Origin of the sequence: Streptomyces sp. NPDC006544 (assembly GCF_040611715.1) — a bacterium.
Lineage (GTDB): Bacteria > Actinomycetota > Actinomycetes > Streptomycetales > Streptomycetaceae > Streptomyces.
The window spans coordinates 1-21,599 of the sequence record NZ_JBEXOV010000109.1 but is presented as its reverse complement, the minus strand read 5'-3'; the positions used below and the strand labels follow the sequence as shown (position 1 = coordinate 21,599).

The following is a 21,599-nucleotide window of genomic DNA, read 5'->3' as shown; positions in this document are numbered from 1 at the left end:
CGGGGTCGGGCCCGGGGGGCGGGGGCCTGGCCCCGGGGCGCAGAACGCGGGTGCGGGTGGGCCGCTGCGCGGGGCTGGTCCCCTACCCGCCCTTCCACCGTTCCCCGGGCTCCGCCCGGACCCGGAGATCCTGGGGCTCCGCCCCAGACCCCGCGCCTCAAACGCCGGCGGGGCTGGATTGGGGCGCGCCTCGAACGCCGGCGGGGCTGGATTGGGGCGCGCCTCGAACGCTGGCGGGGCCGGATTGAGGGTGCGCCTCGGAGGCTGGCGGGGCTGATTGAGGGTGCGCCTCGGAGGCTGGCGGGGCTGGATTGGGGCGCGCCTCAAACGTCGGCGGGGCTGGATTGAGGGCGCGCCTCAAACGTCGGCGGGGCCGGATTGAGGCGCGCCTCGAACGTCGGCGGGGCTGATTGAGGCGCGCCTCGGACGTCGGCGGGGCCGGGTCAGCTTTCCGTGCGGTACATCAGGTCCGTTTCGTGGGTGGTGAAGCCCAGGGACGCGTAGACGGACAGGGCGGCCGGGTTGTCGGCGTCCACGTAGAGCATGGCCGTGGGGAGACCGGCGGCGGCCAGGTGGTGGAGGCCGATGGCGGTGAGGGCCTTGCCGAGGCCGCCGCCCTGGGCGCCGGGGCGGACGCCGACCACGTAGACCTCGCCGAGCTGCTGCTCGGCGTGGACCTTCGTCCAGTGGAAGCCGACGAGTTCGCCGTCCCGCTCGGCGAGGAAGAAGCCCTTGGCGTCGAACCAGGGCTGCGCGATGCGGTCGTTCAGGTCCCGCTGGACCAGGGAGCCCTGTTCCGGGTGGTGGGCGAAGGCGGCGGCGTTCGCGGCGAGCCACGCGGCGTCGTCGGTGCCGGGGACGAAGGTGCGTACGGTCACGCCCGGCGGCAGGACCGCCTCCGGCAGCGGCGGGGCGTCCGCGCCGAGGGGGCGGCGCATCTGGCGCAGCTCGCGGAACAGGGTCAGACCGAGGACCTGCGCGAGGTGGCGGGCGGCGGACTTGCCGCCGTGCGCCCACACCCGGATCCGCTTGCCGGAGGCGGCCAGCAGGGCGGTGCCCAGGGCCCGCCCGTGACCGCGGCCGCGCATCGCGGGGTGTACGACGAGCTCGGCGGCGGGGGCCTCCACCGGGTCGGTGTCCTCGAGTTGCCCGTATCCGGCGAGCCGGCCGCGCTCGGTGAGCAGGAAGTGCCGGATCCCCTCGCGCGCTCCGCCGCGCAGCTGGAGCCGGCCCTGCTCGGACACGGCGGTGGTGCCGTCGCTGCGTGCCGCGTCCTCGATCAGGGCGAGGACGGCGTCGGCCTGCTCCTCCGTCAGTTCGTCGAGGGTCTGGATCTGCCGTCCCGGCTCCCGGGCCGCTGCTGCGTCGTCAGTCATGAGCCGAGCCTACGACCACGGCGGGAGGAGCCCGTGCGGGTGCGGGCGCGACGGCAGTGCGCCTTCCGCGTGTAACCAGCTCGATACCCGGTACCCCTGTCGCGCTACGCGCGTTGACTCTAGGCTTCGGCAGACCTCCCAAGATGTATCGCTGTCCACAAAGGGGAATAAATGTCAGCGACGCCACAACGGCACCGCCGAGCCCGCCGGTTGACCCTCACCGCCCTCGCCGTCACGACGGCGGCCGGCGCGGTGGTCGCCGCCGCCCTTCCGGCCGGTGCCGCGAGTAGTGGCGGAAACGGCCACGACAAGAGCAGCACCGTCGACGTGCAGATGCTCTCGTTCAACGACCTCCACGGCACGCTCGAGCCCCCGCAGGGCTCTTCCGGCAACGTGACCGAGCGTCAGGCCGACGGCACCACCAAATCCATACCCGCGGGCGGGGTCGAGTACCTGGCGACCGGCCTGCGCGAGGCCCGCAAGGGCCACCCGTACTCCGTCACCGCGGCGGCCGGCGACATGATCGGCGCCAGCCCGATGGTGTCCGGCCTCTTCCACGACGAGCCGACCATCGAGGCGCTCAACGACCTCGACCTGGACGTCACGAGCGTCGGAAACCACGAGTTCGACGAGGGCAAGACCGAGCTGCGCCGCATGCAGTACGGCGGCTGCCACCCGGTCGAGGGCTGCTTCGAGTACGGCAAGAGCTTCGACGGCGCGGACTTCAAGTACCTCGCGGCGAACGTCGTCGAAGAGAAGACGAAGCGCCCGATGATGAGCCCGACCTTCGTCTGGAAGAAGGGGGACGTGAAGATCGGCTTCATCGGCGTCACCCTGGAGGGCACCCCCGACGTCGTGACCGCCGACGGGGTCAAGGGCCTCACGTTCGGCGACGAGGTCGAGACGATCAACAAGTACGCCGAGGAGCTGAACAAGCAGGGCGTGAAGTCGATCGTGGCGCTGGTCCACGAGGGCGGCCTGCCGGCGAGCGGCGCGTACAACTACGACTGCGACGTCCCGGGCGCCGGCGCCGGCATCTCCGGTGCCATCGTCGACATCGCGAAGAACGTCTCGCCGAAGGTCGACGCGCTGGTCACCGGCCACACGCACCAGGCGTACGCGTGCAACATCCCCGACCCGGCGGGCAACCCGCGCACGGTCACCTCGGCCGCCTCCTACGGCCGGCTGTTCACGGACAACACCCTCACGTACGACCTGAAGACCAAGGACATCGTCCGTACGCCGGTCGCCGCGCCGAAGCCGGTCCAGAAGGTCGTGACCCGGGACCAGCCGAAGGCCCCGGACCTGACCGCGCTGATCCAGCGCTGGAACGCGCTGGCCGCCCCGATCGCGAGCCGTCCGATGGGCTACATCGCCGGGGACATCGCGGGCCGCGGCTCCGAGGCCTACGAGAAGCCGCTCGGCGACGTGATCGCCGACGCGCAGCTCGAGGCCCTGGCCCCGGCGGCCAAGGGCGGCGCCCAGCTCGCCGTCATGAACCCGGGCGGCATCCGCGCCGACCTCGCCTTCAAGGCGGCGGCCGGTGAGGGCGACGGCGTCGTGACCTACGGCGAGTCGTACACGGTCCAGCCGTTCACCAACATGATGAACGTCGTGGACCTGACCGGCGCGCAGCTGGTCACCATGCTCCAGCAGCAGGTCAGCGGCACGGTCAACGGCCCGAACCCGAAGATCCTGCAGATCTCCAAGGGCTTCACCTACACCCTGGACACCACGAAGGCGGGCGCCGACCGCATCGTCGTGGACTCGGTGAAGCTGAACGGTGTGGCGCTCGACCCCGCGAAGACCTACCGGGTCGCGATGAACGAGTTCCTCGCGGGCGGCGGTGACGGTTTCACCGTCCTGAAGGAGCACAAGAACAAGCTGGTCGGCGCGTCCGACCTGGACTGCTTCAACGCCTACCTGGCCGCGCACTCCTCGGCGGCGGCGCCGCTGCCCGTGCCGGCGGCGGACCGGATCACGGTCGTCAAGTAGGGCACTGACGAAGGGGCGGCGGACCGTTCGCGACGGTCCGCCGCCCCTTCGGCGTATCTCAGAGCGCGCGCACGAAGGCCGTGAAGGCGGCCGGGGTGACGGTGAAGGCGGGCCCGCCGGGGTTCTTGGAGTCCCGGACGGCGATCCGGCAGGGCTGGGCGGCGACCTCGACGCAGTCGCCGCCGGTGCCTCCGCTGTACGAGGCCTTGCGCCAGGCGGCGGTGCCGAGGGGGGCGCACTCGACGCACTCGCCGCCGTTGGTGCTGCTGTACGAGGCCTTACGCCACACCGCGCCGGTCAGGTTTGGGGTGATTCCCATAGCATTCCTCCATCACGTGGGCGATGAGCCGGGCCGAGTCCTCGGGGGAGAGGGCGGCGGCCTGCAATCGAGCGTAGCCCACCGAACGTTCCTTGATCAGGGACGAGTCGGCGGTCATATGCCCCTGGTGGTAGCCCTCTTGGTAGAACAGATCCGGATCGTCGTCGAAGCGCAGGAGGGTGAACGCTCCGACCAATCCCGAGTGCTGTACCACCTCGAAGGGCAGCACCTGGATCTGCACCCAAGGGTCGGTAAGGAACGACAGCAGGTGCGCGAGCTGGTCGCGCATGACTTCGGCCCCGCCGACGTGCTGGTGCAACACCGCTTCGGACAGCACCACCCACAGGGCGGGCGGGTGTTCGCGCTCCAGGATGCGCTGCCTTTCCATGCGCGCCGCGACCAGTTCGTCCACCTGATCGGGGCCGTCCACCGAGAGCAAGGCCCGCGCGTACGCCTCCGTTTGCAACAGGCCGTACATGACCTGTGACTGGAAGGTTGAGATGTATGTGGCCTTGGCTTCCATGGCCGCGAACTCCTGGAACCACGTCGGCAACTGGCTCCTCAGCACCAGTCCCACCAGCCGGGAGAACACCCCGCCCGTCCCCAGCGCCGCGTCCAGCCGCTCCGAGAACTCCCGGGTCGGGACCTTCCTCGCCGTTTCGATCTGGCCGACGAGCGAGGCCGCGCAGAAGACGATGTCCCCCAGCTGCCCCTGTTTCAGCCCGGTGGCCTCCCGCAGGCGGCGCAGTTCCGAGCCGTAGTAGTCCAGCGGGGAGGCGCTGGGATCGAGATCGCGGATGTTGACCATGGAGCGGTCACCCCCAAGTGCACGCCGTGCGGCGTTCGTTTCGGTCTGTCACCGAGGGTAGTGACACGGCTGCGGTCTGGTGGCGGGAATCCGCGACTCGGTCAGAGGCCGGCGAGGAAGGCCCGTACGGCCGCCGCGAAGCCCTCCGGGTCCTGGAAGGGCACGAAGTGCTCGGTGTCGAGGCCCGCGTACGAGGTCCCGGGGCGGCGGGAGACCATCGCCCGGGCCAGTTCCAGCGGGAGCACCTCGCTGCGCAGGCCGTGGATCAGCAGCGCCGGGCAGTCGCTCGCGAGCCAGACGTCCCAGCGGTCGCCGTCGCCCTCGGCCAGCGTGGCCAGGGTGGCCTGCGGGTGGAACGGCAGCCGCCAGCCGGTGTCGTCGGGCAGCGGGCGCAGGAACGGGCCGACCCCCTCGCCGAGCGGGCCGAGGGCGGCGATGAGCTCCTCGCGGGTCGGCGCGGTGTATGGGAGGCCGTGCAGGAAGTCCCAGAAGGACGGGCCGTCCTGGTGCGGGCTCTCCACCGGGGCGTCGACGTTGACCAGCGCGGAGACCAGATCGGGCCGGGCGGCGGCCAGGTGGTAGGCGTTGATCCCGCCGAGGGAGAAGCCGAGGACGGGCACCGGGCCACCGGGGTCCAGGTGTTCGAGCAGGGCCGCGGCGTCGGTGACGTAGCCATCGCGGCTGTACTCGGGTGCCAGGCCGGAGTCGCCGTGGCCGCGCTGGTCGGGGGCGATGACCCGCCAGTCGTCGCCGAGGGAGGCGGCCAGGGCGGTGAAGTGCGCGCCCTCGGAGAGGCCGCCGTGGAGGGCGAGCAGGGGCCGGCCGGGACCGCCGAAGTCCAGGTAGGACAGGGTGCGGTCGTCGATCTTCAGCTCGTGGCGCATGGCGTTGTTCTCCCCTGTGTGCTGGTCGGTGGGCCGGTCATCAGCCTGTCAGGATTTAGGCAAGCGCGCAATACGATTGTGTAGGGCGTCTGCCCAAAACGGCGACGGCGGCCGGGTCCCGGGCCGGAGCGCGGATACGATCCCGGCATGGGAAATCGCGAGGACCTGCTGGCCGGAGCCCGGCGCTGCCTGGAGGAGAAGGGGTACCTCCGCACGACCGTGCGCGACATCGCCACGGCGTCGAAGGTGAGCATGGCCGCGATCGGCTACCACTTCGGGTCCCGCGAGGTGCTGCTCAACCAGGCGCTGTTCGCGGCCATGGACGAGTGGGCGGCCGGCTCCGGCAGGCTCGCGGGGCAGGGCGACACCGTCCGGGACCGCTACGCCGACACCTGGGACCGAAAGATCCGGGACTTCGGTGAGACGAGCTGGCTCTGGACCGCCTCCGTCGAGGCCTTCGTGCACGCGCAGTCCTCGCCGGAGCTCCTCGCGATCCTGGCCGAGGGCCAGCGCGACAGTCGCCGCATGGTGGCCGCGCAGCTGCGCGGGGTGCCGCAGGACGAGGTCGCGGAGGAGGACGTACGGGCCCTCGGGTCGGTGCACATCGCCCTGCTGACCGGGGTGATGGTCCAGGTCCTGACCGACCCGGAACACGCGCCGAACGGGCGCGAGATCGCCCAAGGTCTGCGCGCGATGGCGGAGTTGCTCGACAGCTGAGATCTACCCGTGGGTAGTAATGCGCGGCTCCGCGCGCCATAATCCCGCCACCACTGGGTCGGCAAAGGGGCGGGCATGGGCATGGGCATGGGCGGCGTGGACACGGCTACGGATGCGGCTACGGATGCGGATACGGCCGCGGTCGCGGGCCGGGGCGCGGGGCTGGGGCGGCGGGGATTCCTCGCCGGGGCGGCGGCCCTCGGTGCCGGCCTGGCGCTGGGAGCGGCCTCCGCACCGGCGTCCGCGCGGGCGCTGTCGACCCAGGACTGGATGGCGGGGATCGGCGACTCCACCGCCCTGCAGCGGATGACCATCCCCGGCACCCACGACTCCGGCGCCCGCCAGGGCGGGCTCTACGTCGCCTGCCAGAACACCTCCATCGCCGAGCAGCTCGACTCCGGGATCCGCTTCCTGGACGTCCGCTGCCGGGTGACCGGCGGATCCTTCGCCATCCACCACGGCGCGTTCTACCAGAACCTGATGTTCGGCGACGTGCTCGTCGCCTGCTGGAACTTCCTCGCCGCGCACCCCTCCGAGACCGTGCTGATGCGGCTCAAGCAGGAGTACTCGGAGGAGAGCGACGCCACCTTCCGCGCCGTCTTCGACGACTACCTGAACAACCGGGGCTGGAGCCCGCTGTTCAAGATCGCGGACGCGCTGCCCACCCTCGGGCAGGCGCGCGGGAAGGTCCTGCTGCTCCCCGACAACGGCGGCCTGCCCGGGGGCCTGCGCTACGGCGACGGCAACGTCTTCGACATCCAGGACGACTACATGGCCGAGCCCTTCGGCAAGCGGGGCAAGATCGAGAACCAGTTCCGCAAGGCGGTGTCCCAGCCCGGGAAGTTCTTCATGAACTACACGAGCACGGCGGCCGCCCTGCCGCCCCGCTGGAACTCCGACCGGCTCAACCCGCAGGTGCACGCGTTCGTCGACGGCTCGGAGCTGGCCGGCCGGACCGGGCTCGGGATCGTCCCGATGGACTTCCCCAACACCCGCTCCGGCCTGGTCGCCTCACTGATCCGGCACAACTGACCGCCGCCCGGAGGGCTCCGGCCCGTCGGCCGGAGCCGCCCCGGGCGGCGGAGCCGGGGCCCCCGGGATGCGGAGCACGGCCTCCGCGCCCGGACCGCCGCCGCGCGGCGCCCGCAGCTCGGCCGTACCGCCCGCGCGCAGCACCGTACGGGCCACGATCGACAGGCCGAGGCCGCTGCCGGGCAGGGCGCGGGCCGACGGGGAGCGCCAGAAGCGCTCGAAGACGTGCGGGAGGTCGGCGGCCGGGATACCGGGCCCGTGGTCCCGCACGGTCAGCTCGCCCGCGCGCAGGACCACGGCGACCCGGCCGCCCGGCGGGCTGAACTTCACCGCGTTGTCCAGGACGTTGACCACCGCGCGCTCCAGGGCCGCCGCCTCGCCCCGTACGTACCAGGGCGCCAGGTCGGAGGTGAACTCCAGCTCCGGACCGCGCAGCCGGACCCGGGACAGCGCGGCGCCCGCGATCTCGTGCAGGGCCACCACGCCCAGCGGGCCGGGGGCGGCCGCGTCCGGGCGGGAGAGCTCCTGCAAGTCGCCGATCAGCGAGGCGAGCTCCGTCATCTGCGCCTTGACCGAGGCCAGCAGCTCCTTGCGGTCCTCGGGAGGGATGGCCCGGCCGGTCTGCTCGCTGCGCGCGAGCAGCTCGATGTTGGTGCGCAGGGAGGTGAGCGGGGTGCGCAGCTCGTGCCCGGCGTCGGCGATCAGCTGTGCCTGCCGGTCCTGGGAGGAGGCGAGGGCGGCCGTCATGGAGTTGAAGGACCGCGACAGGCGGGCGATCTCGTCGTCGCCCTCGTCGGGGATCCGCACCGTCAGGTCCTCGGTGCGGGCGATGTGCTCGACGGCGCCGGTCAGTTCGTCGACCGGGCGCAGGCCCGTACGGGCCACCCACAGGCCGGCCGCGCCGGCGCCGACGACGCCGATGCCGCAGACGAGGACGAGGACCCACGCGAGGGTGGACAGGGGCTTGTCGACGTCGGACAGGGGCTTGGCGACCGAGATCGCGGCGTTCTGCACGCCCGGCCCGGAGGTCAGTTCCACGGGCTGCGTGTAGACGCGCACGGGAGTGCCGTCCGTGGTCCTGCCGTCGTACATGACCGCCCCGCGCTGTCCCTTGGACACCTCGAGGTCGTAGGCGGTGACCGGGAGGGTGTTCTTTCCGTCCACCCAGCAGCGTCCGCCCGCCGGCAGCACGATCTGCACCTGTGCGCTGAGGTTGTTCTCGAAGGGGCCGGGCACCTTCTCCTGGCACCCGAGGCGGTTCAGCGTCTGGCTCGCCTGCGCCCGCGCGTTGGTGGAGCGCAGCGAGCTGTTCAGCTGGTCGTTCAGCTGGGTGCGGACCATGAACCAGCTGATGCTGGCGACCGCCGCGACCGCCAGCGCCACCGCGACCGTGACCAGCAGGGCGAGGCGCGAGCGCAGCGGGAGGGCGCGGAATCTGGCGGCCGGGCTCATTCGGGGCCGCTCTCCCCCGCGCGCAGCACGTAGCCCACCCCGCGCACGGTGTGGACCAGGCGGGGCTCGCCCCCGGCCTCGGTCTTGCGGCGCAGGTACATCACGTACACGTCCAGGGAGTTGGAGCTGGGCTCGAAGTCGAAGCCCCACACGGTCTTGAGGATCTGTTCGCGGGTCAGGACCTGGCGCGGGTGCGCGAGGAACATCTCCAGCAGGGTGAACTCGGTGCGGGTCAGTTCCACCGGGCGTCCGGCGCGGGTGACCTCGCGGGTGGCGAGGTCCATGCGCAGGTCGGCGAAGGTCAGGGCGTCGGCGTCCTCGGTGTGCCCGCCCCCGGCGGCGGGCGCGGCGTACGAGCTGCGGCGCAGCAGTGCGCGGACGCGGGCGAAGAGCTCGTCCAGCTCGAACGGCTTGACCAGGTAGTCGTCGGCGCCCGCGTCGAGGCCGGTGACGCGGTCGCCGACCGTGTCGCGGGCGGTCAGCATCAGGACCGGGGTGGTGCTGCCGGCGGCGCGCAGGCGCCGGGCGGCCGTCAGACCGTCCATCCGGGGCATCTGGATGTCCAGGATGATCAGGTCGGGGGCGTACGAGGCCGTCTTGTCGAGGGCGTCGAGCCCGTCGACCGCGGTCTGTGCCCCGTACCCCTCGAAGGCCAGGCTGCGGCGCAGGGCCTCGCGTACGGCCGGTTCGTCGTCGACGACGAGGATGCGCTGCTGGTCGCCTTCGGCGGTCATTCGGTCCCCCAGGGGTGGTCGTCGGTCTCCTCACAGGCTCGCACGGTCGGCCTAGTAGGAGGTCCCGAAACCGTTGGTGCCGTTGCTGGCGCCGCCGGCGGCGCCGCTGTCCGCGCTGCCCGCGCCTCCGGGGCCGCCCTTGCGGAGGGAGGGCAGGTCGGCCTTGATCGTGTTGACGGGGATGGCGAAGCCGAGGCCGACGCTGCCGGCGGAGCCGCTGCCGCTGGAGGGGGAGTAGATCGCGGAGGGCATTCCGACGATCTCGCCGTTCATGCTGACGAGGGCGCCGCCGGAGTTGCCGGGGTTGAGGGAGGCGTCCGTCTGGATGGCCTGGTACGACGTGGTGTCGGAACCGGTGTTCCCGTTGAACTGCTTGCCGCCGTAGGAGAAGGGGAAGCCGTCCTGGGGGGACTGCTGCTGCTCGGACTTCGGGACGTTCACCTCGCGGTTCAGCGCGGAGACGATGCCGCTGGTGACCGTGCCGGTGAGGCGGTCGGGGGAGCCGATGGCGACGACCTCGTCGCCGACCTTGAGCTTGTCGGAGTCGCCGAGACCGGCGGCCTTGAGACCGCGGGCGCCCTCGAGCCGGATGAGCGCGAGGTCCTTGTCCGGGTCCGTGCCGAAGATCTTCGCCGGGTACTTCTTGCCGTCGCTCGTCGTCACCTGGATCTGGGTGGCGCCGTCGACGACGTGGTTGTTGGTGACGATCTCGCCGTCGGCGGTGATCACGATGCCGGAGCCGGTGCCCTGGCCGGACCGGGTGCTGGTGTCGATGCGGACGACGGACGGGCTGACGTTCTCGGCGACGCCGGAGACGGTGCCGCTGTTCGACTGCGAGATGGTGTTGCCGTTGACCCCGGTGGCGCCGGTGATGCCGTGGTCGGCGAGCAGCTGCTGGACGGCCGCCGCCGTACCGCCGCCGATGACCGCCGCCGCGAGGGCGACGGCGGCGAGGAGGGCGACCGGCCGCTTGGCGCGGACCGGGCCGTGGTGGGGGACCGGAGAGGGGGCCGGGGCCGCGGGGGCGGCCTCGCCCCAGGTGGCCCAGCCGTGGCCGCCGGCTCCGCCGTCGTGGCCGCCGCCGTGCCCGCCTGCTGCCGGGGTGACGACCTCGCCGGGGACGACCGGTGGCGTGTGGGCCTGGTGCCAGCCGGGGGCGGGCGGGGCGGCCGGAGGGTAGGCGGGCGGCGGGGGGTACGCGGCCTCGTGGGCCGACCGGTCACGACCGCGCTGCCGGTCCTCGCCGAAGGGCGCGGGGCGGGCCGGGCGGTTCTCCTGTGGGTACTCGCCTTCGCGGCGGAAGTTCTCGGTCATGGATACGACTGTGCGCCCGGATCATGAGAGCTTCCTGAGTCCCCGCTGAGAAGCCCGACAGAACCGTGTATGCCCGATATAAGCCCGCCCGGGTCCCGCCCGGGCTCCCGGGCGGGTCACAGCACTAGAGGCAGCCGCAGGAGCGGCGGATGACCAGGGCCGAGGGGAACTGCTTGAGGCGCTCGCGGCGGGAGCCGGCCACCCGCAGGGCGTCGTCCAGGACGAGGTCCACCGCCGCGCGGGCCATCGCGGGTCGGTCCGAGGCGATCGTCGTGAGCGGCGGGTCCGTGAGGGCCGCCTCCTTCACGTCGTCGAAGCCGGCCACGGCCAGCTCGCCCGGGACGTCGATGCGCAGCTCCCGGGCCGCCCGCAGCACGCCGATGGCCTGGTCGTCCGTGGCGCAGAAGATGGCCGGCGGACGGTCCGGGCCCGCCAGGAGCTCCAGGGCGACCTTGTAGGCGTCGTAGCGGTTGTAGGGGGCCTGGAAGAGCCGGCCGTCGACCGAGCGGCCGGATTCGAGCATGGCCCGCCTCCAGCCCTCGACATGGTCGGCCACCGGGTCGCCGACCTCGGGGGTGTTCTCGACACCGCCCAGGCAGGCCACGTACGGGTGCCCGTGCTCGAGCAGGTGCCGGGTGGCGAGCTGGGCGCCGCCGATGTCGTCGGTGACGACGGCGACGTCGTCGATGGCCTCCGGCCGCTCGTGCAGCAGGACCACCCGCGCGTCCCACGCCTCGATCTCCGAGGCGGCCCGCTCGCTCATGCCCTGGCTGACCAGGATCAGTCCGGAGACCCGCATGCCGAGGAACGCCCGCAGGTAGTGGACCTCGCGCTCGTCGCGGTAGTCGGAGTTGCCGACCAGCACCATCTTTCCGCGTTCGGCGGCGGCCTGTTCGACCGCGTGCGCCATCTCCGCGAAGAACGGCTGCCGGGCGTCGGGGACGATCATGCCTATGAGGTCGGTGCGCCGTGAGGCCATGGCCTGCGCGACCCGGTCCGGGCGGTAGCCCAGATCCTTGATCGCGGCGAGGACACGCTCGCGCGTGGCCGGGGCAACCGGCCGGGGTCCGTTGTTGATCACGTAACTCACGACGGCGGTAGAAGTACCCGCAAGTCGTGCCACGTCATCCCGCGTCACCTTGGCCACGCGCGGCAGTCTACGCGGGGTGACCTGCCTCTGGGCAGGGCGGCCGGAGGAGGTCGGCCCCGCGGCCCTCCTAGTCCATTCGGGTGAGCGCCGACGCGGCCTGCGCCGCGGCTTGCGCCGCCGCCTTCGCGGCCGCCTTCGCGGCCGCCTCGGCCGCCGCCCGCTCGACCTTCTCCGGCGTGACGAAGCGGTAACCGACGTTGCGGACGGTGCCGATCAGTGATTCGTGCTCGGGGCCGAGTTTCGCGCGCAGGCGCCGTACGTGCACGTCGACGGTCCGGGTGCCGCCGAAGTAGTCGTAGCCCCAGACCTCCTGCAGCAGCTGGGCGCGGGTGAAGACCCGGCCCGGGTGCTGGGCGAGGTACTTGAGCAGCTCGAACTCCTTGAAGGTGAGGTCCAGGACCCGTCCCTTCAGCTTCGCCGAGTACGTCGCCTCGTCGACCGACAGGTCGCCGTTGCGGATCTCCATCGGGGAGTCGTCCGAGCCGAGCTGCTGGCGCCCCGTGGCGAGGCGCAGCCGCGCCTCCACCTCGGCCGGGCCGGCGGTGTCGAGGAGGACGTCGTCGACGCCCCAGTCGGCGGTGACGGCCGCGAGGCCGCCCTCGGTGACGACGAGGATGAGCGGACAGCCCGGTCCCGTGGAGCGGAGCAGCTGGCAGAGCGAGCGCACTTGCGGCAGGTCGCGGCGGCCGTCCACGAGGATGACGTCGGCGCCCGGGGTGTCCACCAGGGCGGGGCCCTCGGCGGGTGCGACCCGGACGGAGTGGAGCAGCAGGCCGAGGGCGGGCAGCACCTCGGTGGACGGCTGCAGGGCATTGGTCAGGAGCAGGAGAGAGCTCATGCCCCACCACCTGCCCCGTTCGGGCTGTGGTGTGCGTGCGCGTGTGCACGCACGGTTCGCTGGTCCATCACGTCGGTTCCTCCTCGGTCCCGTCCCGGGGGCACCTCCCAGCGAGAGCTGGGGGAGTTCGCGGCACTGCTTCGTACGACTTGCCTCCGCCCGGTCCCCGCGCCCTGAGGTCCGGATGGATACCACTGTTCTCGGTCCGTTCAACGTGCTGAAAGCACAAAAGGACCCGGGGGCTACGTTGCCCGGATCCTCTCGGCAGCAGAATAGCCCACCTCCGCTGCGGGGGCCGAGGCTTCGGCGCAGGCTCTTCTGTGGTCCGCACCACCCCCGCGACCTGCCCGGGCGCGGGTTTCACCGGATCGGCGGATCTCGTGGGGCCGCCCGGGCGCAGGCCGGGGGCGCGGAGGCACGCCGGGTTCGGGGGCTCGAGGGTTCATGATGGACGCCGACGGCAGAGCGCCGACGAGAGGAGCGTGCAGTGGCAACCGGAACCATCCGCTACTGGGCGGCGGCGAAGGCCGCGGCCCGGACGGCGGAGGAGCCGTACTCGGCGCGGACACTGGCCGAGGCGCTCGACGCCGTGCGGGAACGCCACCCCGGGGAGCTGACCCGGGTCCTGCTGCGCTGCTCCTTCCTCGTGAACGAAGAGCCCGTGGGCAAGCGCCCGCACGATTCCGTCGAGCTGACCGAGGGGGGCACCGTCGAGGTGCTCCCGCCGTTCGCGGGCGGGTGAGCGGAGTCCCATGAGCACCCCCGAGGAACAACAGCGGCAGTACATGGAGCAGCAGCATCAGCTCCAGCAGCAACAGCAGCAACAGGAGCAGCACCAGCAGTCGGATCCGTACGGGACGCAGACCTGGCAGTCCCCGACGTGGGACACCTCGTACCAGCCGGTGCAGGCCCCGCTGGAGGGCGTACCGGCCCAGCACCCGATGGCCCCCGAGGGCTGGTTCCGCGACGAGGCGCCGGGGCCCGACCAGGTCCAGGCTCCTGCCCAGGCGCCGGATCCCGGGCAGGAGTGGGCCCGGCCGCAGCAGCAGTCGTCCCCGCAGCCTTCTCCGTACGCGGATCCCTACGCCGCGCCGGCCGCGCCCGCGTACCGGCAGACGGCGGCGCCGGACCACTGGTTCCGCGAGGAGCCGCAGGCGCAGGCCCAGGCCCCCGCGCCGGCGCAGCAGCAGCCGTACCAGGAGCAGCCGTACCAGCAGCCGCAGTGGGGCGAGACCGCCTACCTGCCCCCGTACCCCGGCCCGGACGACCAGGCGCAGCCCCTGGCCCGGCCCCAGGCTCCGGCCCCCGCGCAGGACTGGGCGGACCCGGCCGCCCCCCTCCTGCCGCGGGAGGCCGTCCCGGCCGAGGTCCCGCAGGCGGCCCCGGCGGCGCCCTTCGCCGAGGAGGCGGCCGGTGGGCCCGGTGAGTCCGGTGGGCCCGGTGAGGAGCCCGCCTACTCCCCGCCCACCCTGGCGGGCAACACGCTCCGCGCCGTGGACCCGGCGCAGGCCCGTGCCGAGGGCCGCTCGCCGATCATCGATCCCGGTCCGCAGGCGGCCATACTGACGGCCGCCCTCGGGCTGGTCATCGCCGCGGCCGCCGCCCTCGGCAGGCTCGCGCTGCTCGCGCCCCTGATCGCCCTCCAGGGCCTCACCGCGGCCGGCTGGTTCCGGCTCAACGGCATGTGGCCCGCCCGGCAGGGCATCGCGCTCGCCTTCGCCGGAGCGCTGGTCGCCGACGCGGCCGTGCTCGCGGTGGACGACGCGCACGGCCCCGGCGCGATCATCGGCACGCTCGGTGCGTGGGTGCTGCTCACGCTGGTCATGCAGCTGCGCAGCCACGCCGATCCGGACGAGCGGATGTACGGGCTGATGGCCTCGGTGGCCTCCGCCGCGCTCGCCATCGTGTGCGCCGGCTACCTCGCGGCCGGTTCCGCGGCCGCGAGCGTGGGTGCGGCCGCGGTGGCGGTGGCCGTCTTCGCCCGCGCGCTGCCGCTGCCCACTGCGGCCTCGGTCGGGGTCTCGCTGGCCGCCGGGGCCGGCGCGGGCATCGCCGTGGGCGGGCTGACGTCCGTGGGGGCCGGGGGCGCGCTGATCGGCCTGGCGGCCGGGGCGTGCGCGCTGATCGGGCTGCGCGTGGCGGCGTACGACTACCCGTCGAAGTTCGTCCACATGACGGCCGGTGTCGCGCTGCCGCTGGCCGCGGCGGCTCCGGCGGTCTACCTCATCGGGCGGGTGGTGGGCTGACCCGCCCCCCGGGGCGCTCGCCGCGGGGCGCGGGCCCCGGGGGCGCTCACAGCGCGTTGACGACGGGTCATGGTCCACTAGGACGTACGTACCAATCGTCATGGGGGGTGGGCACGTGCGTGTCCTGCGCGTCTTTTTGATCATCGCGGTGGTTCTCGGCGGCCTGTTCGTCGGAGCGGACCGCTGGGCGGTCGGCTACGCCGAGAACCGGCTGGCCGACCGCATCCAGGCACGGCAGAACCTGCCGGGCGGCGTGGGGGTGGACATCCACGGCTTCCCCTTCCTGACGCAGGCGCTCGCCCACGACCTCGACCGGGTCGACCTGAAGGTGGCCGAGGTCGAGGTGGCGACCTCGGACGGCCGCAGGACGCGCCTGTCCGACATCCGGGTCGCCTTCCACGGGGTGGAGCTGAACGGCGACTACAGCGGCGGCACCGCCCGGCGCGCCGAGGGCTCGGCCCTGGTCACGTACGCGGACCTGAGCGGGGCCGCGCAGCCCGGCGTGACCGTCGCCTACGGCGGGACGCCGGGCAAGGTGAAGGTCACCGCCAGCGTGGAGGTCCTCGGCAAGACCCTCACCCGTAGCGTGGTGTCGACGGTCTCGCTGGTCGACTCCAAGGACGCCAAGGGCACCAAGATCGTGCGGGTGCGCGCCGACGAGGTTCCGGGCGAGGGCGTCCCCGGGGTCGAGACGGCGATCCGCAAGAAGACCGACTTCGACCGGCGGCTGGACGGCGGATTGCCGTCCGGGGTCCAGCTGACGGCGCTGACCTCCGACGAGGCCGGCGTGCACCTCACCCTGGGGGGTACGAATCTGTCGCTGGCCGGATAGTGAGACGCCGGGGTCCGATCCGCAGATGGGGCGGGCCCCGGACGGGTCCCCGGGCCGGCGCGGCGGCCGTCCGGAGGGCTCGTATCCCACTATGCGGACGATCCTGTCTCGGAATATGACACGGCGGTGACAGGGCGGCCGATTCGTCCCTACGATCCATGGCTATGAAGCATCAGCAGGCGGACCTCACGAAGCGACGGGCAGTAGACCTGTGTCGCGTCGCCGCCATGCTCTGTCGATCCATGTGACGTGTGAGCGCATCCCGCTCCATAGCCGGACGACGGCCTTCCGCTTTTCCCGCGTGGACCCTGTGTGACCCCTCCTGTCTCCCGCCCTCCCGGCGCCTCCCCGCAACGGGATCCGTGAGCGCACCCGGAAGCACGGACACCACGCACCCGGCACCACCGGAAACACCAGCACCACCCCGCCGCACACTGCCCCGGAGGAGAACACCATGAGCCGCAGCGACGTCCTCGTAGACGCCGACTGGGTCGAGGCCCACCTGAACGACGCCGGCGTCGTCATCGTCGAGGTGGACGAGGACACGTCCGCGTACGACAAGAACCACATCACCAACGCCGTACGGATCGACTGGCAGCGCGACCTCCAGGACCCGGTCCGACGTGACTTCGTGGACCAGGAGGGCTTCGAGAAGCTCCTCTCCGCCAAGGGCATCTCCAACGACGACACCGTCGTCCTCTACGGGGGCAACAACAACTGGTTCGCGTCCTACGCCTACTGGTACTTCAAGCTCTACGGCCACCAGGACGTCCGCCTGCTCGACGGCGGCCGCAAGAAGTGGGAGCTCGACTCCCGCGACCTGGTCGACGGCACCGAGGTTCCCGACCGCCCGGCCACCGCGTACAAGGCCAAGCCCCAGGACTCCTCGATCCGCGCCTTCCGCGACGACGTCGTGGCCGCGATCGGCTCCCTGAACCTGGTCGACGTCCGCTCGCCCGACGAGTTCTCCGGCAAGTTGCTCGCGCCGGCCCACCTCCCGCAGGAGCAGTCGCAGCGCCCCGGCCACGTGCCGAGCGCCCGCAACATCCCGTGGTCGAAGAACGCCAACGACGACGGCACCTTCAAGTCCGACGAGGAGCTCACCGCCCTCTACGAGGCCGAGCAGGTCGATCTGGCGAAGGACACCATCGCCTACTGCCGCATCGGCGAGCGCTCCGCACTGACGTGGTTCGTGCTGCACGAGCTCCTGGGCCAGGAGAACGTCAAGAACTACGACGGTTCCTGGACCGAGTACGGCTCGCTGGTGGGCGTGCCGATCGAGCTCGGCGCCAACAAGTAGTTCCGGGCACGACGCCCCGTAGTCATCCCTCTCCAGGACAGGACAGAGAACATGTGTGGAGCAAAGATCGGCGGTCCCGACCTCGGGGCGCTCAAGCCCGGTGAGACCGCCATCCAGGGTCAGCTGACCCAGGACGGCCAGCCCGTCAGCGGCTACGTGCGGCTGCTGGACTCGACCGGCGAGTTCACCGCCGAGGTCCCGACCTCGACGACCGGACAGTTCCGCTTCTACGCGGCGACGGGCTCCTGGACGCTGCGGGCGCTCGTGCCCGGCGCCCAGGCCGACCGCGCCGTGGTCGTCGCCGAGGCCGGCGGCGTGACGGACGTCGCGATCGCGGTCTGAGCTCCGCGCACGCGCGCGGCATGACCGCATGACCGGCCGAAGGGCCGCATCCCCGGGGGTTGGACGCCACTGGACCGGGATGCGGCCCTTCGTGCCGTCCCGGGACCTGCGCGACGACCGCTCGCGGCTCTACCCTGAAGGCATGTACGCCCGGCGCCGCCGCGCCTACTTCCTGCTCATGGGCGGATGCCTGTTCCTCTTCGTCTCCGCCTGGTCCTTCGTGCGCCTGTGGTCCGTCGAGGCCGCCGTGGCGCTGTGCGTGGTCGCCATGGTCATTCCGCCGGTCGCCGCGATCGTCGCGAACCGGCGGGGTCCGGACGACCGCTGGTGGGACGACCCCTCGGGTGACGCGAAGTCCGACGAGTGGTGGGACGAACTGGACGGAAAGCGACACCATGACGATTGAAACCTGTTGAGATAAAAATGTAATAAGAGTGCGTACAACATCTCCCCCCAGCAAGGTGTCAACTCTGTACGCGGCCGATCGGTCCGCGACTCCAGTCCTGTGGGGGGACTTCTTTTGGAACACGAACAGACCATCCCTGAGCAGCGGAAAGAGGAGGAGAGCGTCCCGGACCCGGAACCGGGCGCGGTGGACGTGGCTCCGGCCGCTCCGCGCCGCCGTCGCGGCGGCCGCGCGCTCCTCCTGATCGCGGGCGCCGCCGTCCTCGGCGTCCTGGCGGGCACGGTCACCGGTTACGCGATCCAGTACGACCGCGAACCGACGCCGCTGGCCCCGCTGGCCCAGGCCGGCCTGGCGTACCCGAAGGCGCTCGCGCCCGACGAAGCCACCACGAACAAGACGATCAACGCCAACCGCTGGCACAAGACGGACGACGACCTCGCCAAGCTGCTGATCGACGCTCCGGGCGGGGCGAAGGTCGAGGGTGCGGGCTACGACACCATCGACAACACGGCGACCTTGTTCGAGGAGCCGGACTCCATGCTGCGCAACCTCGTCAAGATCAAGGTCCGCCGACTCGCGTCGGTGACCTGGTCGGAGGGCGACAGCACGTTCGTCGTGGTGCAGCTGCTGCAGTTCAACGACCGCGACGGGGCGGACGACTACCAGACCGGCCAGTCCAGCTACATGCACGAGAAGAAGTTCGCGGGCAACGACGGCACGGCCATCCCCGGTCTCCCGTCGGACCTCGGTCACGTCTGGGTGGACTCGGAGGCCGACGAGAAGCCGGGGTACCTCCCGATGCGCGGCGCCCGGGCCATCGCCCGCCGCGGCGACATCGTGCTCGACATCCACCTCGTGAACAACCGGGGCAAGGTTTCCGAGAGCGACATCATGGACCTGGCCAAGCGACAGCTGGAGCGACTGTGACCGAGCCCCAGAACGACGTGACCCCGGTCCCCGCCGAAGACGCGGCCGAGGCCCAGCCGGCCCCTGAGGCGACTGCGGCTCCTGAGGCTGCTGCGGCCCCCGAGGCGACTGCGGCTCCTGAGGCGGCTGCGGCCCCCGAGACGGCTGCGGCTCCTGAGGCTGCTGCGGCCCCCGAGACGCCCCACGCGAACCCGTACGCCACCCCGTACCCCGTCGCGCCGCCGGAGCCCGCGCGCAAGGTCAACCGCAAGGCGGTCGCCCTGGTCGCCGGCATCGTGGCCGTGGCCGCTCTCGTGGGAGGTGGCGTCTGGGCGTCCGCCGCGATCGCGGACGCCGACCGGACCGCGCCCACCGCGTACTGGGTTCCCCTGGGCGAGCGGTACGAGAAGCCCGCCGAGCCCGGTTCCGTCCCGGCCAACGACCTCTCGGGCAAGCTGCTGCCGGTCCCGGCCGGTTTCTCGCTGGGTCCGGACCTGGAACAGGACGGCAACAACTTCTTCGTCTCGGGCGAGAAGGCGGTCGAGGGCTTCAAGGAGGCCCGCGGCGGTCTGTCCAGCTCCGACCGCAAGAAGCGCGACGAGATGCTGGCCGAGCTGAAGCTCAAGGGCCTGGCCGGCCGCAGCTACATCAACGAGGGCTCCTCCTCCGTCGCCGAGGTCCGCATCATGCAGGCCGACCCCGCTGCCGTGGGCAAGTTCTCCGAGATCAGCAAGAAGTTCCTCGAGCTCACGGGCGACGGCCGCGAGGCGCCGAAGGTCGACGGCTTCCCGGACGCCAAGTGCTCGCTGCTGGCGATCGGCGAGGAGAAGAAGGAGAAGATCGACTCGCTCGACTGCGTGGCGGTCGAGGGCGATGTGATGGTCACCTTCCGCGCCTACGGGCCCAAGCCCTTCAGGCAAGCCGACGCCGTCGAGTTCTTCAAGAACCAGATGAACCACCTGAAGTCCCCCGGGGAGTCCGTGTGACCGAGCAGAACACCTCTCCGCAGGCCGTGGCGCAAGCCCCCGTGGCCGCCCCGGCGACCGCCCCGGACTCCGCCGACCCCGCCGCGCCCGAGCAGGGGGCCGCCCCGGCGGCCCCGCCCGCACCGGGTGCCGAGGCCCCGACGGGCGAGCCGGCCCCGGCCAACCCCTACGCGGCGCCCGAGGCGCCGGCCGGGCCCAAGGACCGGCGCAAGCTGTTCGCCGCGCTCCGCTGGACCGCCGCCGTACTCGTCTTCGCCGCCGTCGGCACGGGCGTCGCCTACCAGGTCACCCAGCCCGAGCGGACCGACATGCCGGGCCTGTCGACCCGGTCGGACGGCCGCTGGGTGTACCCGGCGCTGTCCCGGCCCACGCTCGCGCCGGGCGCCGCCGTGCCCTTCGCCGAGGACAACGAGAACGGCATCCACTACGCGGGCCTCACCCAGCTGCTCCTGCCGGCACCCACCGGTTCGACCCCCGACTCCACTCTCAAGCTGGACAAGGACGAGGCGGTGTCCGTCGACACCTTCCTGGAGGAGTACGAGCCCGGCGCGCGCGAGAAGATGAAGGAGCAGTTCACCGACGAGGGGCTGCGGCAGATCGCCGGCCGCGGCTGGACCACCCCGGACGGCACCCGCACCCGCGTCTACCTGCTGCGTTTCCACGCCTCGGGCTTCGTGGACACCTTCAAGGGCTGCGGCCGGGACATGGCGCTGAACGGCGTCAAGCTCATGGGGGCGGACCTGGCCTGGAGCAAGGACAAGACCGGCCAGTCCGCGCCGGGCCTCAACTTCGTCTCGCTCTTCGCGGAGTCGAAGCCGGTCGGCGACGAGCAGGTCAAGGCGGGCTGCGTCCAGTCCGGCGACATCCAGGCGGTCATCCTCCAGACCCGCAAGGGCGAGGTGGCGACCGTGCCGTTCCACCAGACGGTGATCCTCCAGCACCAGCTGCTCGGCTGAGCGGGCCGGGAAGCGGGAGCCCGCCGTACGGGCCACCTCACAGAGTGCGCCGGTCCCCAGCCCAGTAGGCTTGGGGACCGGCCCCGTAATGCCGCCCCACACACTCCGAGGAGCACCCCGTGCTTGAGGCAGTCTTCACCTCCCTGCTGGTCCTGGTCTGCGTCGGCGTCCTCGCCTTCTCCGGACTCGCCGTGAAGAAGCTGTACCAGGGCCAGCGCTGACCTCTCCCAGATCAGCCGCCGGCCCGGCCCCGGATACCGGAACCCCTCCCACAGATCGCCTGAGCAGCCATTCATGATCCAGATCCCGTCCGACCTGAACCCGAGCCTCGTCCCCCTCGCCTTCCTCCTGGGCAACTGGGAAGGCGCGGGCGTCTTCGACTTCCCCGGTGAGGAGAAGTGCAACTTCGGCCAGGAAGTCGTCTTCAGCCACGACGGCCGGGACTTCCTGGAGTACCACTCGCGCAGCTGGGTTCTCGACGCCGAGGGCAACAAGGTCCGGCCGCTGGAGTCCGAGTCCGGCTACTGGCGCATCGACGGCCAGCGCAAGGTCGAGATCGTCATGGTCCGCGACCAGGGCGTCGTGGAGATCTGGTACGGCGACCTCGCCGACAAGAAGCCCCAGATCGACCTGGTCACCGACGCCGTCGCGCGTACCCCCGGCTCCCGTCCGCACAGCGGCGGCAAGCGGCTCTACGGCTACGTCAAGGGTGACCTGATGTGGGTCGGGGAGAAGACCACGCCCGACGTCGAGCTGCGCCCGTACATGTCGGCGCAGCTGAAGAAGGTCGTCACGCCCGAGGAGGTCGCCGAGATGGCGCGCAACCTTCCGGACATGCCGGACGACGGCATCGCCTTCTTCCGGTAACCCGCGAAGAACACGCACACGCGCGGGAGCCCCCGGCAGCCACGCTTCAGTTCAAGAGGTCGTTGCAACACCCGTCCGTAGGGAGTTGCAGTGGACTTCGATGTCAGGGAAGACCGGAGGCCGCAGGGGCCCAGGAAGC

The 21,599-nt window shown here is 71.9% G+C and carries 23 protein-coding genes; 14 read left to right on the top strand and 9 right to left on the bottom strand.

The window, feature by feature from the left end:
* Positions 1–443 precede the first annotated feature (443 nt).
* Complete coding sequence (gene mshD / locus ABZY44_RS32455) at positions 444–1,376, bottom strand: mycothiol synthase (protein ID WP_356660146.1); 933 nt, start codon at positions 1,374–1,376, stop codon at positions 444–446.
* Between the two features lie 171 nt (positions 1,377–1,547).
* Between mshD and ABZY44_RS32450 the strand changes: the two genes are divergently transcribed.
* Complete coding sequence (locus ABZY44_RS32450; RefSeq protein WP_356660144.1) at positions 1,548–3,371, top strand: 5'-nucleotidase C-terminal domain-containing protein; 1,824 nt, start codon at positions 1,548–1,550, stop codon at positions 3,369–3,371.
* Positions 3,372–3,429: 58 nt separating this feature from the next.
* On the opposite strand, the gene ABZY44_RS32445 is transcribed toward ABZY44_RS32450, so the two are convergent.
* The 3 genes from ABZY44_RS32445 to ABZY44_RS32435 all read right to left on the bottom strand — a co-directional run bounded on the left by ABZY44_RS32445 (position 3,430) and on the right by ABZY44_RS32435 (position 5,382).
* Positions 3,430–3,690: a DUF397 domain-containing protein gene (locus tag ABZY44_RS32445; protein WP_356660142.1), complete on the bottom strand. Its 261-nt coding sequence runs from the start codon at positions 3,688–3,690 to the stop codon at positions 3,430–3,432.
* The gene (locus ABZY44_RS32440) at positions 3,650–4,498 is read right to left on the bottom strand and encodes a helix-turn-helix transcriptional regulator (RefSeq protein WP_356660140.1); all 849 of its coding nucleotides are present in this window, start codon (positions 4,496–4,498) and stop codon (positions 3,650–3,652) included. Before ABZY44_RS32440 ends, ABZY44_RS32445 begins: the two co-directional genes overlap by 41 nt.
* 101 nt (positions 4,499–4,599) lie before the next feature.
* Complete coding sequence (locus ABZY44_RS32435; protein WP_356660138.1) at positions 4,600–5,382, bottom strand: alpha/beta hydrolase; 783 nt, start codon at positions 5,380–5,382, stop codon at positions 4,600–4,602.
* Between the two features lie 147 nt (positions 5,383–5,529).
* Between ABZY44_RS32435 and ABZY44_RS32430 the strand changes: the two genes are divergently transcribed.
* Both ABZY44_RS32430 and ABZY44_RS32425 read left to right on the top strand, forming a co-directional pair.
* On the top strand, positions 5,530–6,099 hold the full coding sequence (locus tag ABZY44_RS32430; protein WP_356660136.1) for a TetR/AcrR family transcriptional regulator: 570 nt from the start codon (positions 5,530–5,532) through the stop codon (positions 6,097–6,099).
* 81 nt (positions 6,100–6,180) lie between these two features.
* A complete protein-coding gene (locus tag ABZY44_RS32425; protein WP_356660148.1) occupies positions 6,181–7,131 on the top strand; it encodes a phosphatidylinositol-specific phospholipase C in 951 nt (316 codons plus the stop codon).
* Here the strand turns inward: ABZY44_RS32425 and ABZY44_RS32420 are convergent.
* The 5 genes from ABZY44_RS32420 to ABZY44_RS32400 form a co-directional block, all read right to left on the bottom strand.
* The gene (locus ABZY44_RS32420; protein ID WP_356660134.1) at positions 7,111–8,583 is read right to left on the bottom strand and encodes a HAMP domain-containing sensor histidine kinase; all 1,473 of its coding nucleotides are present in this window, start codon (positions 8,581–8,583) and stop codon (positions 7,111–7,113) included. The genes ABZY44_RS32425 and ABZY44_RS32420 overlap by 21 nt on opposite strands.
* Positions 8,580–9,317 carry a response regulator transcription factor gene (locus ABZY44_RS32415; protein ID WP_356660132.1) on the bottom strand — a complete coding sequence of 246 codons (738 nt, stop codon included), beginning with the start codon at positions 9,315–9,317 and terminating at the stop codon, positions 8,580–8,582. Before ABZY44_RS32415 ends, ABZY44_RS32420 begins: the two co-directional genes overlap by 4 nt.
* A 51-nt stretch (positions 9,318–9,368) precedes the next feature.
* Positions 9,369–10,631, bottom strand: coding sequence for a trypsin-like peptidase domain-containing protein (locus tag ABZY44_RS32410; RefSeq protein ID WP_356660130.1), 1,263 nt, complete (start codon positions 10,629–10,631; stop codon positions 9,369–9,371).
* Between the two features lie 124 nt (positions 10,632–10,755).
* Entirely contained in the window at positions 10,756–11,778 is a 1,023-nt protein-coding gene (locus ABZY44_RS32405; protein ID WP_356660128.1) for a LacI family DNA-binding transcriptional regulator, read from the bottom strand.
* A gap of 70 nt (positions 11,779–11,848) precedes the next feature.
* On the bottom strand, positions 11,849–12,619 hold the full coding sequence (locus tag ABZY44_RS32400; RefSeq protein ID WP_356660126.1) for a response regulator transcription factor: 771 nt from the start codon (positions 12,617–12,619) through the stop codon (positions 11,849–11,851).
* 487 nt (positions 12,620–13,106) lie between these two features.
* Here ABZY44_RS32400 and ABZY44_RS32395 point away from each other — a divergent pair, with 487 nt between their 5' ends.
* The 11 genes from ABZY44_RS32395 (at position 13,107) to ABZY44_RS32345 (ending at position 21,460) form a co-directional block, all read left to right on the top strand.
* Positions 13,107–13,361 carry a MoaD/ThiS family protein gene (locus ABZY44_RS32395; protein ID WP_356660124.1) on the top strand — a complete coding sequence of 85 codons (255 nt, stop codon included), beginning with the start codon at positions 13,107–13,109 and terminating at the stop codon, positions 13,359–13,361.
* A gap of 10 nt (positions 13,362–13,371) precedes the next feature.
* On the top strand, positions 13,372–14,865 hold the full coding sequence (locus tag ABZY44_RS32390; protein WP_356660122.1) for a hypothetical protein: 1,494 nt from the start codon (positions 13,372–13,374) through the stop codon (positions 14,863–14,865).
* 115 nt (positions 14,866–14,980) lie between these two features.
* Entirely contained in the window at positions 14,981–15,697 is a 717-nt protein-coding gene (locus ABZY44_RS32385) for a DUF2993 domain-containing protein (RefSeq protein ID WP_356660120.1), read from the top strand.
* Positions 15,698–15,855: 158 nt separating this feature from the next.
* Positions 15,856–15,945, top strand: coding sequence for an Ms5788A family Cys-rich leader peptide (locus ABZY44_RS32380; RefSeq protein WP_350875872.1), 90 nt, complete (start codon positions 15,856–15,858; stop codon positions 15,943–15,945).
* Between the two features lie 206 nt (positions 15,946–16,151).
* Positions 16,152–16,997 carry a sulfurtransferase gene (locus ABZY44_RS32375; RefSeq protein ID WP_356660118.1) on the top strand — a complete coding sequence of 282 codons (846 nt, stop codon included), beginning with the start codon at positions 16,152–16,154 and terminating at the stop codon, positions 16,995–16,997.
* 51 nt (positions 16,998–17,048) lie between these two features.
* Complete coding sequence (locus tag ABZY44_RS32370) at positions 17,049–17,339, top strand: DUF1416 domain-containing protein (protein ID WP_356660116.1); 291 nt, start codon at positions 17,049–17,051, stop codon at positions 17,337–17,339.
* Positions 17,340–17,481: 142 nt separating this feature from the next.
* Positions 17,482–17,745: a DUF3099 domain-containing protein gene (locus ABZY44_RS32365; RefSeq protein WP_356660114.1), complete on the top strand. Its 264-nt coding sequence runs from the start codon at positions 17,482–17,484 to the stop codon at positions 17,743–17,745.
* Positions 17,746–17,859: 114 nt separating this feature from the next.
* Complete coding sequence (locus ABZY44_RS32360) at positions 17,860–18,672, top strand: hypothetical protein (protein ID WP_356660112.1); 813 nt, start codon at positions 17,860–17,862, stop codon at positions 18,670–18,672.
* Complete coding sequence (locus tag ABZY44_RS32355) at positions 18,669–19,637, top strand: hypothetical protein (protein ID WP_356660110.1); 969 nt, start codon at positions 18,669–18,671, stop codon at positions 19,635–19,637. The genes ABZY44_RS32360 and ABZY44_RS32355 overlap by 4 nt, the downstream gene beginning before the upstream one ends.
* Positions 19,634–20,593, top strand: coding sequence for a hypothetical protein (locus ABZY44_RS32350; protein ID WP_356660108.1), 960 nt, complete (start codon positions 19,634–19,636; stop codon positions 20,591–20,593). The genes ABZY44_RS32355 and ABZY44_RS32350 overlap by 4 nt, the downstream gene beginning before the upstream one ends.
* A 294-nt stretch (positions 20,594–20,887) precedes the next feature.
* On the top strand, positions 20,888–21,460 hold the full coding sequence (locus ABZY44_RS32345; RefSeq protein ID WP_356660106.1) for an FABP family protein: 573 nt from the start codon (positions 20,888–20,890) through the stop codon (positions 21,458–21,460).
* The last annotated feature ends 139 nt before the right edge of the window (positions 21,461–21,599 follow it).

What these genes read in the sequence shown, in the direction of transcription:
- ABZY44_RS32390 (WP_356660122.1), top strand. Translation starts at nt 13,372, where the DNA reads ATGAGCACCCCCGAGGAACAACAGCGGCAGTACATGGAGCAGCAGCAT.
- mshD (WP_356660146.1), bottom strand. Translation starts at nt 1,376, where the DNA reads ATGACTGACGACGCAGCAGCGGCCCGGGAGCCGGGACGGCAGATCCAG.
- ABZY44_RS32425 (WP_356660148.1), top strand. Translation starts at nt 6,181, where the DNA reads ATGGGCATGGGCGGCGTGGACACGGCTACGGATGCGGCTACGGATGCG.
- ABZY44_RS32450 (WP_356660144.1), top strand. Translation starts at nt 1,548, where the DNA reads ATGTCAGCGACGCCACAACGGCACCGCCGAGCCCGCCGGTTGACCCTC.
- ABZY44_RS32415 (WP_356660132.1), bottom strand. Translation starts at nt 9,317, where the DNA reads ATGACCGCCGAAGGCGACCAGCAGCGCATCCTCGTCGTCGACGACGAA.
- ABZY44_RS32380 (WP_350875872.1), top strand. Translation starts at nt 15,856, where the DNA reads ATGGCTATGAAGCATCAGCAGGCGGACCTCACGAAGCGACGGGCAGTA.
- ABZY44_RS32430 (WP_356660136.1), top strand. Translation starts at nt 5,530, where the DNA reads ATGGGAAATCGCGAGGACCTGCTGGCCGGAGCCCGGCGCTGCCTGGAG.
- ABZY44_RS32375 (WP_356660118.1), top strand. Translation starts at nt 16,152, where the DNA reads ATGAGCCGCAGCGACGTCCTCGTAGACGCCGACTGGGTCGAGGCCCAC.
- ABZY44_RS32420 (WP_356660134.1), bottom strand. Translation starts at nt 8,583, where the DNA reads ATGAGCCCGGCCGCCAGATTCCGCGCCCTCCCGCTGCGCTCGCGCCTC.
- ABZY44_RS32400 (WP_356660126.1), bottom strand. Translation starts at nt 12,619, where the DNA reads ATGAGCTCTCTCCTGCTCCTGACCAATGCCCTGCAGCCGTCCACCGAG.
- ABZY44_RS32445 (WP_356660142.1), bottom strand. Translation starts at nt 3,690, where the DNA reads ATGGGAATCACCCCAAACCTGACCGGCGCGGTGTGGCGTAAGGCCTCG.
- ABZY44_RS32370 (WP_356660116.1), top strand. Translation starts at nt 17,049, where the DNA reads ATGTGTGGAGCAAAGATCGGCGGTCCCGACCTCGGGGCGCTCAAGCCC.
- ABZY44_RS32345 (WP_356660106.1), top strand. Translation starts at nt 20,888, where the DNA reads ATGATCCAGATCCCGTCCGACCTGAACCCGAGCCTCGTCCCCCTCGCC.
- ABZY44_RS32435 (WP_356660138.1), bottom strand. Translation starts at nt 5,382, where the DNA reads ATGCGCCACGAGCTGAAGATCGACGACCGCACCCTGTCCTACCTGGAC.
- ABZY44_RS32410 (WP_356660130.1), bottom strand. Translation starts at nt 10,631, where the DNA reads ATGACCGAGAACTTCCGCCGCGAAGGCGAGTACCCACAGGAGAACCGC.
- ABZY44_RS32440 (WP_356660140.1), bottom strand. Translation starts at nt 4,498, where the DNA reads ATGGTCAACATCCGCGATCTCGATCCCAGCGCCTCCCCGCTGGACTAC.
- ABZY44_RS32365 (WP_356660114.1), top strand. Translation starts at nt 17,482, where the DNA reads ATGTACGCCCGGCGCCGCCGCGCCTACTTCCTGCTCATGGGCGGATGC.